Origin of the sequence: Planococcus glaciei (assembly GCF_900099655.1) — a bacterium.
GTDB lineage: Bacteria > Bacillota > Bacilli > Bacillales_A > Planococcaceae > Planococcus > Planococcus glaciei.
In genome coordinates, this window is sequence record NZ_FNDC01000001.1 from 360118 (window position 1) to 373580 (window position 13463).

Annotated in this window: 9 protein-coding genes, 1 pseudogene and 1 riboswitch; of the genes and pseudogenes, 3 read left to right on the plus strand and 7 right to left on the minus strand. The window is 42.1% G+C overall.

Features of this window, described 5'->3' with window-relative positions; all coding sequences use genetic code 11:
* Positions 1-59: 59 nt before the first annotated feature.
* Positions 60-1472 carry an NADP-dependent phosphogluconate dehydrogenase gene (gene gndA, locus BLQ32_RS01785; RefSeq protein WP_074508859.1) on the plus strand — a complete coding sequence of 471 codons (1413 nt, stop codon included), beginning with the start codon at positions 60-62 and terminating at the stop codon, positions 1470-1472.
* Positions 1473-1613: 141 nt separating this feature from the next.
* Here gndA and BLQ32_RS01790 read toward each other — a convergent pair whose 3' ends face one another.
* From BLQ32_RS01790 to BLQ32_RS01815, 6 genes are all read right to left on the minus strand, one after another.
* Positions 1614-2564, minus strand: coding sequence for a ribose-phosphate diphosphokinase (locus BLQ32_RS01790; RefSeq protein WP_074508860.1), 951 nt, complete (start codon positions 2562-2564; stop codon positions 1614-1616).
* Between the two features lie 263 nt (positions 2565-2827).
* Complete coding sequence (locus BLQ32_RS01795) at positions 2828-4093, minus strand: nucleoside permease (protein WP_074508861.1); 1266 nt, start codon at positions 4091-4093, stop codon at positions 2828-2830.
* A 50-nt stretch (positions 4094-4143) separates the two neighbouring features.
* Complete coding sequence (locus BLQ32_RS01800) at positions 4144-5079, minus strand: nucleoside hydrolase (RefSeq protein WP_074508862.1); 936 nt, start codon at positions 5077-5079, stop codon at positions 4144-4146.
* A gap of 219 nt (positions 5080-5298) precedes the next feature.
* Positions 5299-5400: riboswitch (purine riboswitch) on the minus strand.
* A 214-nt stretch (positions 5401-5614) separates the two neighbouring features.
* Positions 5615-8044, minus strand: a complete 2430-nt coding sequence (locus tag BLQ32_RS01805; RefSeq protein ID WP_074508863.1) for a DEAD/DEAH box helicase family protein — start codon at positions 8042-8044, stop codon at positions 5615-5617.
* The gene (locus tag BLQ32_RS01810; protein ID WP_074508864.1) at positions 8037-8363 is read right to left on the minus strand and encodes a nucleoside triphosphate pyrophosphohydrolase; all 327 of its coding nucleotides are present in this window, start codon (positions 8361-8363) and stop codon (positions 8037-8039) included. Before BLQ32_RS01810 ends, BLQ32_RS01805 begins: the two co-directional genes overlap by 8 nt.
* Positions 8364-8426: 63 nt before the next feature.
* A complete protein-coding gene (locus BLQ32_RS01815; RefSeq protein ID WP_074508865.1) occupies positions 8427-8675 on the minus strand; it encodes a hypothetical protein in 249 nt (82 codons plus the stop codon).
* Between the two features lie 283 nt (positions 8676-8958).
* Here BLQ32_RS01815 and BLQ32_RS01820 point away from each other — a divergent pair.
* Together BLQ32_RS01820 and BLQ32_RS01825 are read left to right on the plus strand one after the other, a co-directional pair.
* A pseudogene (locus BLQ32_RS01820) lies at positions 8959-9606 on the plus strand (recombinase family protein).
* A 119-nt stretch (positions 9607-9725) separates the two neighbouring features.
* A complete protein-coding gene (locus BLQ32_RS01825; protein ID WP_074508866.1) occupies positions 9726-10229 on the plus strand; it encodes a hypothetical protein in 504 nt (167 codons plus the stop codon).
* A 464-nt stretch (positions 10230-10693) separates the two neighbouring features.
* Here the strand turns inward: BLQ32_RS01825 and BLQ32_RS01830 are convergent, their stop codons facing one another.
* Positions 10694-13441 (minus strand): DEAD/DEAH box helicase, encoded by a 2748-nt coding sequence (locus BLQ32_RS01830; protein ID WP_074508867.1) that lies wholly within the window; start codon positions 13439-13441, stop codon positions 10694-10696.
* Positions 13442-13463 lie beyond the last annotated feature (22 nt).

Genomic DNA, 13463 nt, shown 5'->3' on the forward strand with positions numbered 1-13463 from the left:
TTTAATCCAATACCGGAATTCGGTGTTCGAAAAATCATAAAAGAATGGAGCTGGATAACATGAAACAGCAAATCGGCGTGATCGGTTTGGGCGTAATGGGCACAAACCTCGCATTGAATATGGAAAGCAAAGGCTATTCGGTAGCCGTCTACGACTATTGGACAGAACGGGTCGACGGGCTGTCCGTCAACGAGGCGAAGGGAAAAAACATTCAAGGCGCCTACAGCATCGAAGAATTCGTTGCGTCCCTGGAAACGCCCCGCAAGATTTTATTGATGGTCCAGGCGGGAGACACGACCGATACGGTGATTGAATCGCTCATCCCCCACCTTCAAAAAGGGGATATCCTGATGGACGGTGGAAATTCGTTCTTCAAAGACACCAACCGGCGGACGGCGGCCATCGAAGAAGCCGGCCTGCATTTTATCGGCGCCGGCATTTCCGGCGGCGAGGAAGGCGCCCGCAACGGCCCTTCCATCATGCCGGGCGGATCGAAAGAGGCCTACGAACAGGTCCAGCCGATCCTTGATGCCATTGCCGCAAAAGTGGACGGCACGCCTTGCAGCACGTATATGGGCCCTCTTGGTGCCGGCCATTATGTCAAGATGGTCCATAACGGCATCGAATACGGCGACATGCAGCTGATTTCCGAAGCGTACTTCATCATGAAACAGGCATTCGGCCTGAGCGCCGATGAAATGCAGGGCATCTTTGCAGAATGGAACAAAGGGGAACTGGACAGTTACCTCATCGAAATCACGGCAGACATTTTGGCTAAAAAAGATGACGAAACCGGCAATCCGCTTGTTGATCAGGTACTGGACGCAGCCGAACAGAAAGGGACCGGGAAATGGACAAGCCAAAATGCATTGGATTTAGGGGTCTCCCTTCCAATCGTGACAGAATCGGTATTTGCCCGGTTCATCTCTGCCATCAAGGATGAACGCGTCGCGGCAAGCAAGATCTTGAAAGGCCCTGAAGCGGAAAAGCCGGCAGGAGATTCCGAGGAATTGATCGAAGCCATCCGCCAAGCGCTGTATATGAGCAAGATCTGCTCGTATGCCCAAGGCTTTGCCCAGATGCGCGCCGCTTCCGACGAATACGGCTGGAACATTCCCTACGGCGATGTCGCGATGATTTTCCGCGGCGGCTGCATCATCCGGGCACAGTTCCTGCAAAAGATCAAAGAGGCGTTCGACCGCAATCCCGAACTGCCTAACCTTTTGGTGGATCCGTACTTCCAGGGAATCGTCGAAGAGTACCAGCAATCCCTCCGCAAAGTGCTGACCTTGGCCATCCAGCAAGGCATTCCGGCGCCTGCTTTCTCAAGCGCCCTGGCTTACTTTGACAGCTACCGTTCTGCGGTATTGCCTGCCAACATGATTCAGGCACAGCGCGATTACTTCGGTGCCCATACCTACAAGCGCACCGACAAAGAAGGCACGTTCCATACGGATTGGTCAGCTAACTGATCCGTATCTCCCTGGGGAGAATCAAAGAAAATCGCATGAATAATTAAAACAGCACGCGGATGCATCTGGCCTTTGGGGCCTTGATGATGCATCTGCGTGCTGTTTTTTATTTTAAGAATGAAAAGCCAATAACCGGCGAAGTTACTCGAACAACGGGCTGACCGGCTTTTCGTTGTGGACGTGCTCAATCGCTTCCGCCAATAGCGGCGCAACCGAAAGGATCGTCATTTTGGAAAGGCGCTTCTCCTCAGGAATCCGGATGGTGTTGGTGACGACCAGCTCCGTGATGGCCGATTCTTCAATCCGTTGAATGGCGGGGCCAGACAACACGCCGTGTGTGCAGCACGCATAAACGGCTTTTGCGCCGTTTTCAACAAGGACATTGGCAGCCACAGCGACTGTGGAGGCGGTATCAATGATATCCACAATGATGATGACGTTCTTGTCCTGGATATTCCCGACAATATTTATTGTTTCAGGCTGTCCCGGACGCATCCGGCGCTTGTCGATAAAGCCGATCGGCACGTCCAGGTGGTTCGCAAGTTTTCGGGCTCTGCCCAATCCTCCGTTGTCCGGAGCAACGACTATCGCGTTTTCCAGGTTCTTGTTGTGCAAATGCTCCGCCAAAACCGTTCCGCCGAGCAATTGGTCCACTGGGATATCAAAGAATCCCTGGAGCTGCGGCGCGTGAAGGTCCATCGTAATCACACGGGTAGCCCCTGCTTTTTCCAGCATATTGGCCACCAGTTTTGCCGTGATCGGCTCACGCGAACTCGCTTTCCGGTCCTGCCGCGCATAGCCATAATACGGAATAACCACCGCGATGCTTTCCGCAGATGCCCGCTTCAGCGCATCAATCATGATCAACAGTTCCATGATGTGCTCATTTCCCGGCTGGGATGTCGACTGGACCAAAAACACTTCCGCCCCTCGGACGCTTTCCTCGATATTGATCTGGACTTCCCCGTCGCTAAAGCGTGTAATGGAACTTTTGCCGAGCTCACATCCAAGCAGCTCGGCGATTTCCTGAGCCAGCTCCGGGTTTGAATTCAAGGTGAAGAGCTTAAAGTTTTTTCTTAATTGATATGGCAATGTGTGGTCCTCCTCCGCATAAACTCTTTTCGTAAAAGCTGATAGCTGACCTTTTATTTTGAAGGTTCATGAACATGCATATAACTTGCAGCAGCTGATTTTATAATACCTTTTTGATAGCGTAATAGCCAACAGTTAAAAGGGATTTTCAGTTTTGATGAATGGGAATAGGTGGTTTCTTATAAAATTAAAAAAGCAGCCCTTCCCCGTAGAAGGAGAAATTGGCTGCTTTTTTCATGGCTTTTTCTTAACTTAATGTTCAATCACACAGATTGTGCGGCTTCATCTGCACGCTCCACTGGATCGGGATTGTTTTTATACTTGAAACTGATGGCAAACAGGATGCCAAGAATGAGGGTATAGGCTCCGAAAACCAGCCAGATACTCTGCCAGTCCTTTATGCTGTCCACTGTAAAATAATCCACTACTCTTCCGCTGATCACAGCTCCCAAATAAGCCCCAAGTCCGTTCACCATGGTCATGAATAAGCCCTGGGCACTGCCGCGAATCCGGCGGTCCACTTCTTTATCCACAAACATCGATCCGGAAATATTAAAGAAGTCAAACGCTACCCCGTATACGATCATCGATGCCAGCAATAAGAGGAATCCAAAGCCAGTCGGGTCTCCAAAACCTAATAAAACAAATCGCAGGGTCCAGGCCGCCATACTTAGCAACATGACCGTTTTAATTCCAAATTTCTGCAGGAAAAACGGGATGGCAAGAATAAAGATGACTTCTGAAAATTGTCCAATGGATAATAAAATCGATGGATATTTCACAGCAAGACTATCTTCATAAGCAGGATTCAGCCCAAAATCATGAAGAAACGGGTTAGCAAACGCCAAGTTGATTTGCAGTGCCGCACCGATCAGCATGGCAAACAAGAAAAAGACGGCCATTTTCTTTTGCTTGAACAAGACAAAAGCGTCGAGCCCCAAGCGGCTTGTCCACGACTTGTCCACCTTGTCATTTGACGTCGGGCAATCCGGCAGAACCAATGAAAAGAGTGCCAGTAAAATGCCAGCCCCTGCAGCAATGTACAGCTGCATATTGCTCAGCTCAAATCCGCCCAGGCTGATGAGCCACATGGCAAAAATGAAACTGACGGTCCCATATACACGGACAGTTGGGAATTCTTTTGTTGTATTAAGCCCTGCTTTTTCCAACCCAATATAGGAAATGGTATACGATAAGGAAATCGTCGGTACGAAAACCACCGCGTTAAAGAACATCACCCAAAACATAACCGTCGGGTCCGAAACTTGCGCGGCTATAAGCAAGAAAATCGCGCCGATCAAATGGCTGATACCATACAGCCTGTTCGCTTTCACCCACCGGTCAGCGATAATGCCGATCAGGCTTGGCATGAAAAGCGATGCCAGCCCGGATGCGCCGTAAATGGTCCCGACTTGTCCGCCGGAAAAACCTAAGGTGTTGATCATATACGAACCAAGGGTCACGAGCCAGCTACCCCAAATGAAAAACTGAAGAAAGATCATAATTTTAAGCCGAGATTTAATAGTCATTGTTTTCCTCTTTCACTTTTAGTCGTATTCATGTTGTATGTTTCCATCCGTTAAGCCTTTTTGGCCAGTTCGGTCATGTAATCAAAAAACGCATCGCGGTCCACGTCGTAAACGACATCGACCGGCCGTCCTTCAGCGGTTTCCACTGTACGGCCCTGGCTTGGCCCGTCTGTGTGGACGATGCTGTTGATGGTCTGCACTTTCACCAGATCCGGCTTGCCGACAAACGCAGTGGTCAGAACATCCCACAAATAATAGGTCGAGTTCGTCGAGAAGTGGACAAGCGGCGGCACCATGGCATAGCACTGCCCCAGAAAATCCAATCCAAGGTGTTGGCGTTCTTTCGCCCAGCGCTCACGCACATCGAGCGTCAGCGGCACCTGGTTGGTGCTTTCAAGCGCCACCAGCTCGATCTTTATGCTGCTGTCCCAGACACGGGCCGCTGCTTCCGGATCCCAAAACACGTTCCATTCCGCTGTTCCGTCATGTTCCGGTTCGTGTACGTTCCCCGCTTCACGGAACGTGCCTCCCATCCAGACGAGCCGTTCAATCTTCTCTTCGATTTCAGGCGCTGCGTCCAGTGCACGGGCAAGATCCGTCAGCGGTCCCGTAAACAATAACGTCGTTTTTCCTTCCGTCGCCAATACCGTCTCGGCCAGATGAAGATGTGCCAGTTTTTCCGCCACTGGTGTAACCACTTTTCCAGATTCATTTAAAATCGGCAATGCGTCCACATAAAATGCATGCATGCGCCAATCTTTCGGAAATGGATTTTTCGGGCGTGAATTTGACTCGGCTACATCCAGGCCGCCATTGCCAAAGCGGTCGATAATTTTTCGGCTCGCGAACATCGCCGGTTCCAAATAACAGTCTGCCGGAATGACGGAAACGCCCGTCAGCTCCACCGTGTCCATTTTTAATAATAAAAACAGCGAAACCAGGTCATCGACTCCGCCATCATGGTTAAAGTAAATTTTCTCTTTCATTTTTCCCGTTCCCTCCGTGGTGACTATTTTTTGTCCTTCACCCAACTGTTTTCTTGTTGAGTTACGCGAGTAATGCCATTGCTGGTTCCACGCCAATAGTTCCCAAAATCCCTTGGCATCATAAAGAAAATTTTTACTTCCAAAAATAAAAAAATGCCCCGGAAGCTACCGGGGCATTGACTAGGGAACGTGTAAATAAGGGAAGAATCAATTGCTTCTTCCGCTGAACACTTACCTCGTAGTCAAACCCTTTACGGCGGCTTGGTAGAAACTATTGGGCCATATCCCCAATCTTATACGACATTATTCGCTATTAAATTCGACTTAATACTAACAAGAATTTTAACCATGGTCAATCAAAAAGCAAACAATTATAATATTCTCCATTAACATTGTTCGTATTTTGAAGCGTTTTCATTGTATTTCCTGTAAAATATTTATAAATTTCCGCAATAAAGGGACGGAACCAACATTCCGAGGAATTTGGGTCCATCCCTTTATCTAAATGTTATGAGTTCCTATATTGTATATTGTTCTAATTTACTGATATAGAGATCGATTTTCTTTCAAAATAAGCATGCAGCCGATATTCAGCTATCTCGCCAGTCCATCTGTACAAGCACTCGTTTTCTTCATCGGAAGGCTGCAATTTGAAAAGGAATGTCCCATCCTCAAAAGCCACAATGCCGTCTTTTACACTCCCACTCCATTTAGTCATGGGCATTAATGATACCAAATCCGTTATCTTCTTCTGATCATATTCTCGAAGCCTTTTCCCTTGAGCGTCGCTAAAGTCGATATTCATGCGATAGTCCTTTTCAGTTAAGTACCGGTGAAAAAACGGGGCTGCTTCTTCTGGAGTTATCGGCTCCAACCACTTGTTTTCACCTTTTGAAAGCATGTAACTGAGGACAACCATCTTATAGCTTTTGACCATGCCGGTCTTTTCAACTTCCAAAAGCCAGTGCTCGTATTTCAGCCATACGTCTTTTTCTTCTTCTGTCAGTTCGCCTGCATAGGATAGCATTCCAAAGTAGCTGCCGAATTCCTGCTTCACAGTTTTAGCATCGGCATTGGCATGCAAATGAAATTCCAAATACGTCGGACGGCTTCCCAGTTCTTTTTTCAATTCCCGGTAAGCCACAACAAGTGCTTCTTTTCGAGGAGCTCTTTTTCTGCGCATTTCCTCCAGAAGATTGATCACTTGCAGATCCAAGTTGAATTCACACCCGACGGGCACAAGCGGTTGAATCGCTTTATTTCCCTTCGGCTTCTCTTCTTTATCAAAGACCGCCAGTTTCAAATCGGCATTGCGGTAATTTCCGATGAAATCGATGATGACGCAATGCGACTTTCCTTCTGATATCCTTAAACCCCGGCCGATTTGCTGCGTATAAACCGACAGGGACTCTGTTGGCCGGATGAAAAGAAGTGTATCCACTTTTGGAATATCGACGCCTTCATTGAATAGATCCACCGTAAAAATAATTTCAAGTTCTCCGGAATCCAATTTAGTGCGGGCCGTTTTGCGCTCTTCCGGATGAGACTCGCCGTGAAGCGCAATAGAGCTAGTCCCCTGATGCCGAAAGAAGTTACTCATATAAACAGCTTGTTTCACCGAAGAACAAAAGACAATCGTTCTGGTCTGCTTATACCGCTTCCATTCATCAAAGATTTTCTGCGCAAAATCTTCACGGAGCTGGACTTGTAGCAATTCCTGTTCATCATACCGGGTTCCCCGCCAAGGAATCGCTGAATAATCCGTATCGTCATAAACTCCGTAATAATTGAATGGTGCCAACCAATTGCGTTCTATCGCGTCGAGGAAATGAACCGAAATCGCCACGTTGCCATCGCATAGGGCATATACGTCTTTGTTATCCATCCGGTCGGGCGTCGCTGTAATCCCCAACAAAAACTTCGGCTCAAAATGATTCAGCAAGCGCTCATAAGTCGGTGCTGCCGCATGATGGAATTCATCCACGACAATCAAATCAAAGGCATCTTTTTCAAAGCGATCTAGATGATACTGACTGCCCAATGTGTAAATAGAAGCAAAAATAAAATCCGCATCCGTTCTTTTTTCGGAAGCATTATAAAAAGCGCTCGACCGCTCCGGATGAACATGCTTGAACGATTGCTCCGCTTGGGTTAGGATTTCTTCTCGATGTGCGACAAACAAAACCCGTTTAAATTTCTCGGCAAAAAAAGCAGCTAAGTATGTCTTTCCTAATCCTGTTGCTAAAACAACCATTGCACGGCTGTAATCTTCAGCCATTGCGTTTTCTAAAGCGTCCAACGCCTCCTGTTGAGCAGGTCTTGGAGAAATTTCAGTGCTATAAGGCGCTTGAGTTTCGGCAATTTTCGGTTGCTGCGGGAAAGCAGGTCCCACCGTCATCTCGATTTCTTCCGCTTCTGACCACACTGGACTGATTGGCCGCTTAATATTTGCCTCTGTATGTAAAGACCGATATTCGGCCAGTGTCTCCCTGTTCAAAGGCACTGTCTGATCGGCATAGAAATACTTAAGAAATTGCGTAACCGCTTTATCAAAAACTTCCGCATCAACAGTTGTCGGCGCAATCAAGTTCCACTCAACACCTGAGGTTAAAGCAGATGCCGATAAATTTGAGGAACCTACAACGAGATGTGAAGTCTGAGTTCCTCGGAACAAATAAGATTTTGGATGAAAGGAAGTTCCGCCGCTTTTCCAGATCCGGATTTCTGCAGAATGCACTTCTTCTAGCAGCAGTTCAAGAGCATCCGGTTGTGTCACAAAAAGATAATCGCCTACTAGTAGTTTAATCGGCACCTTTCTTTCAACTGCTTGCTGCAAGAAAGGAATGATCTTTTTCACTCCCGATTTCATCGCAAAAGCCGTAATCCATTGAATCTCAACCGCCTCTTTTGATAACCGCTCTAAATGCGAAAGCAAATGAGAAGTCACCAATTCCAGCTTAGTCATCTTCGACCTCAATTAAGAAGATACGCTTTTCAAAGCCACCACGTTTTTCCGCTTTTGCTTTGCGAATTTTTTCAAGCTCCTCAAAAGATGAACCGTGAATTTTTGTAGCTGCGTGAAGGAGTTCCAATATATCCGCTAATTCCTCTAGTGCATCTTCATTGGTTTTTGCTTCGTTGTATTCTGTAAGTTCTTCGGCTATTTTCTTTTTCAACTCAATCTCGTATTCTTTATCTTCAAGAACACGAGACGATAATTCTTTCCCAGTCTTTTCAATCACTTCAGGTATAAGATCACGGACTAACTTGTTATAAGTTGGCATCGAATTAACTCCTCTTTGTAATCATTAATAGGTATTATATTATATCAATTCTTAATCTTTCTTTTATAAAGAAGATATATTACCGTGCATTCCTGGATATGCATACAAAGATTTGTAATAATTTACTGAATCAAACTTTTTAATATACCTGTGTGCTTGAATAGGTGACATATAAATAACACCCTCAATTTCTGTAGGTTCATCATTAAAAGCATAATCAACCACAATAATGCAATCTGCTTTGTTTTCCTGTAAATCTTTAATCCACATTGAGGTATCAATATTATTGCCTAAAATAACGTCTAAAATCATTTTACTATTACTCCCACCTTTTTCTTAAAAACATAGTCCTTAATCTATTTCTCTATTTTCAATTCTTTTCCCTTTAAATTTTCTATTTACTAATTATATAAGAATAAAAATATTTTTCGTAATAGTACACTTTTACGAACGCTTTAAAAAGGGCCGAAAAGGGCCGAAAAGAACGTTCGTAAACGTGTCAAATGACTTTACGAACGTTCGCGAAATTGCATACACTTTTACGAACGCTTTTCAGGTATTAATGAGAGAAAAGAATCGTTTGTAGAGGTAAATTATGGAACATCGCAAATTTAGCTACATCCGGGTCAACAGCAAAGATCAAAATGAAGGCCGTCAAATGGAAGCCATGCGGAAAATGGGCATTACTGAACGGGACATTTATTTGGACAAGCAAAGTGGAAAAACTTTGAACGTGCAAACTATCAATTACTGAAACGGGTTATTCGAAAAGGCGATATTTTGTATATCCACTCACTGGATCGGTTTGGCCGGAATAAAAGAAGAGATTCTCCAGGAATGGAATGATCTCACGAAAAATATTGAAGCGGATATTGTCGTTCTGGATATGCCGTTGCTGGATACAACACAGTATAAAGATAGCATGGGGACTTTTATCGCGAATCTGGTTTTACAGATTCTATCGTGGATGGCTGAAGAGGAACGGGAACGCATCCGGAAACGGCAGCGTGAAGGAATCGATCTGGCATTGCAAAATGGCATTCAGTTTGGCAGACCAACAGTTCATGTTTCAGAGGAATTTAAACTTGTATATAGAAGATGGAAAGATGGAGAATTAACAGCAGTGGAAGCCATGCAGAAAGCCGGGGTTAAAAAGACCAGTTTTTATAAATTGGTAAGAGCAATGGAAGAAGAGACAATTAGCTCTTTAGAATATAGAAGGAATTTACTTAAAAATATCTAATCACTTTAGAATGATTAAATAAAGCAAAAAAGATAGCACATTTTAGAATTCCCTATATCATTATAAGAAAGACAAAATGACAAGAGGTTATTCAATCCTAATCGAAATGGGGAATTTTAATGGCGAAATTTAATCAATTTAATAATGAAAGATCTGAAAAAAGAACTTCTGGGAATACTAGTTTTATTAAACCTGTAAATACGATAGAACTTGAATCAGGAGCCAATAAAAAAGAAATAATAAATTCATTAAATAAGATGAATAAACTAAAAGGTGATAAGAAAGAAGAATATATTGCAGAGTTAGTTTCTAAAAACAATTCATTGGCTTTTGCAACAGATTTATTGCGTGTTTTAGATTCAATTATTACTTATAATCATAAATTAGATCAAGATATTGTAAAAGGATATCAGGAGACTATAAAGACTCTTCTTAAACGACTAGAAAAATTAAAAGGTCAAGAAGATAAATTCGAAATAGAATTGATTTATAAAGAAGTGGATAAACTTAACAATAATATTCAAAGTATTCATGATGATTGGCAAGATATATTAAAAATTCTTCTTTTAGGTGTATTTTCTTTAGTAGGTATAGTCGTAGGGAATAAATATAAAAAGCAATAAAAATTTGTATTGTTTATTTAAGTGAGAAAGACTTTTGCGAAATATACGCAGAGGTCTTTCTCAATTTTTCAAATTAGAAACTATCTTAATTGACTACCGAAAAATCTTATACATATTTAATTTAGTAATGTAGAATTCCTCCAGTAACAGTCTCCAGAGTGTCCTGATCAGTTGCCAATTTGAAATCCGTCATTTTTCTGCCTCCCCATTTCTTTTCAAAATCGTTGTGAAACAACATTTATGATAGATTGTTTTTGAAAAAAGTAATGGGACAAAGCAAAAGAGCCAAAGAAGAAAATTGACGCCTTCTTCTCTGACTCTTATAAACCATCGTTTTTGATAAGCAAATAAATTAATCTCAGCTATTACAAAATTTAAGAAGTACATTGGGATTACATTTTCATACAGCTTTCCAAACTTTCAAGTAATGAATAATAACTTATAGAATCATTTGATGAACATTATTAAGATACTTCTATCCAGCTTATTAATTTCGCTTGATAGTCCTTACCATCTGTTATAATTCCACGATAAAGTAATTCTCTTTGTAACATGGGTTGAATTATTTCATTTAATAACTCGTTGCGCTTTAATGTTTTATTTTTTTCTGTTACTGGTCGGCTAAATAACTCTTCTATTCGCTTTTCCCATTTAGGAAATCTATTTCCGTTCAAATCAATTGATACTGGAACTATATGAGGTTTTCTTTCTCTTTTTTCACCTTGCACTTCTATATACCAAATTGATAGAATTCCTTTTTCTTGATTTTCACTTTGAACAGCTATCCCTATTTTTTTTGGATCTTGTTGTTGATAGTTTTCGATATAATCTATTACGAGAGGATGATCTAAACCTAATAATTCAATCTTATTCCCTGCCAGAGACTTCTCACGATCTATTGTGAATAAAACTTTATGCAAAGTAGAATTAGTAATCTCAATTAGGTTATCATCTTTGTTTATAAATTCTCCATTTTCTTCTCGAACTGCTAAATTCACGAAACTTTCAACTTGTTTCAACCCACCTTCAATATCCGCCATTGGTTTATAATCATCTAAACTAAATCCTTCAAGCTCTTGGAATAGCTCGAAAACGACTTTTCTTGCTTCTACTGCATTGTTCATAGCAGCTGCTAATTCATATTTAGTTCGTCTTAATTCTGGATCATTTAATGCATTTTTATAAAGCGACTCATAATTCAATTTCTCTGATAACTGACCTAGAATTTGTGATTGCAGATTTTCAGCTACATTTCCATGTTCATCGACTTTACCGAGCGTTTTTGCAATTTCTTTTAATTTTTCATCCAATAAAAGAAAAATTTTCCCTTCAATAGTATCAGACAAGATTAAATTATATACCTGAGCAGTATGTCTTTGTCCGTAACGATGAATACGTCCAATTCTCTGTTCAACATCCATTGGGTTCCAAGGTAAATCAAAATTGAAGAGAACTCTAGCAAATTGAAGGTTAATTCCCTCTCGTCCTGCTGCTGTAGAAATTAAAACCTTGGGGCCATCTGAACTTCGAAAACGTCGTTCAGCAGCAATCTTTGCTCCGTGATCGCCCCCCTTTAGTACAGTTACACCTTGTCCAGGATAATATTTTTCTATTTCTTGAGACAACATTTCTACAGTCCCTAAGTAAGTAGCAAAGATAACAATTTTTTCTTGAGGATTATTCTCCCAAAGTATTCCCAGGGCAAACAGTAATTTTTTGATTTTTGTTTCTTGAGTTAAAGGAAACCTTGATAAAACTTGTTTTATTCTAGATCTCTCTTCAGGAAGTGCATACTTTATCGCTGTTAGAACAGCATCTTCAGTTTTGTCTATTTCAGCTTCTGAGGCGTTTGAGTCAGCTCCATTAAAGAGATCCTCCTCATTCATTTTCTTTAAAATTTTTCTTTTAAAATCATTAAGAATGTGGTCAACCTCTATAGCAGCTAGTCGATCGTTTGCTAAGTTGAATTCCGTTCTAATAATTTCTCGCGCCTCACCATATGCAATTTCTCTAGCATCTATGTCAAGGTTGTTATCATGAACTATTCCTTCTTGGATGGTAAGCGCTAATAGCCTTCTTTGAAGGGTTCTTTTAACAGCAGCAAAACTAGAGGCTGCTATTTTTTGAAAGATTGTCATTACAAAACCTAAGGCTCTTCCCTTGCCGCCTTCACGGTTTGCCAAAGCAAAACCTTCCGCTAAATAACTAACCAGTTCCTGATAAAATTCTCTTTCCTCTTCAGACATAATAAAAGATTCGGTCTGTACAGAGCGACGCGCAAATAATGCAGAACCATCAGAGCGACAAGCATCGGCTTTTGTTCTTCTAAAAACTATTTCATTTAATCGATGTCTATTTTCTAGCATCTCATCTACATTACGAAATAATGCTGGGTTTAGAAGTTGAGCCAACATCAAAAATCTAAAATTATCTCCCTGATGGGGTGTTGCTGAAAGCAATACAAGATCCCTTGCTTTATCTCTCATTACTTCAGCTAATTTATAGTTTTCAGTTTTTTTGAGCTTTCCGCCATTTTTATAAGCAGTTAAATGGTGAGCTTCATCAAAAACTACCATATCCCACATCGGGGCTTCCTTTAACTTAGTGATTCTAGACTTTCTTTTTAAAGTATCAATGCTTGCAATTAACCTGTCGTGCTTTGTAAAAGCGTTTGAGCGTCTATCAGTGACATCTCCTTCACTTCCAAACACCTCGAAATCTAAATTAAACACTTCATTCAGCTCTCGGTGCCAATTATTAACTAACCCAGCAGGTACAACCATAAGTGCGCGTTTTAATTCCCCGCGACTCGCTAATTCCCGGAGGATTAAAGCCGTTTCTATTGTTTTTCCTAATCCTACTTCATCAGCAATCAAAAACCTTCTAGGGAAAGCAGTAGCAATTCTATGTGTCAATACTACTTGATGAGGCAATAAATCAATTTTTGCTGAGGTAAGTGCTGACGCACTATCAATTAAAGGAAGCTTGTAAGCTTGGTAGGTTAGCCAAGCTTTTTTTAAGCTACTTTCATCCCCATTAACGTTATTAATTATTAACTCCGAGCGACTCAATAAAGGAGATAGAGTGTTAATTGGAACTCTTCTATCTCCATTACTAAAGAATACCTGAATAAACCCCTCTGTTAGTATGCCTACAACTACTCCTTCTCCGTATTCAATATGAGAGATACGTTGACCAATTGGAAAATGCACTTCTATCACCTGCCTAATCTAT

Bases quoted from the DNA above. Each gene is read 5' to 3' on its own strand.
- gndA (WP_074508859.1), top strand. From the start codon at position 60: ATGAAACAGCAAATCGGCGTGATCGGTTTGGGCGTAATGGGCACAAAC.
- BLQ32_RS01795 (WP_074508861.1), bottom strand. From the start codon at position 4,093: ATGACTATTAAATCTCGGCTTAAAATTATGATCTTTCTTCAGTTTTTC.
- BLQ32_RS01800 (WP_074508862.1), bottom strand. From the start codon at position 5,079: ATGAAAGAGAAAATTTACTTTAACCATGATGGCGGAGTCGATGACCTG.
- BLQ32_RS01805 (WP_074508863.1), bottom strand. From the start codon at position 8,044: ATGACTAAGCTGGAATTGGTGACTTCTCATTTGCTTTCGCATTTAGAG.
- BLQ32_RS01810 (WP_074508864.1), bottom strand. From the start codon at position 8,363: ATGCCAACTTATAACAAGTTAGTCCGTGATCTTATACCTGAAGTGATT.
- BLQ32_RS01815 (WP_074508865.1), bottom strand. From the start codon at position 8,675: ATGATTTTAGACGTTATTTTAGGCAATAATATTGATACCTCAATGTGG.
- BLQ32_RS01825 (WP_074508866.1), top strand. From the start codon at position 9,726: ATGGCGAAATTTAATCAATTTAATAATGAAAGATCTGAAAAAAGAACT.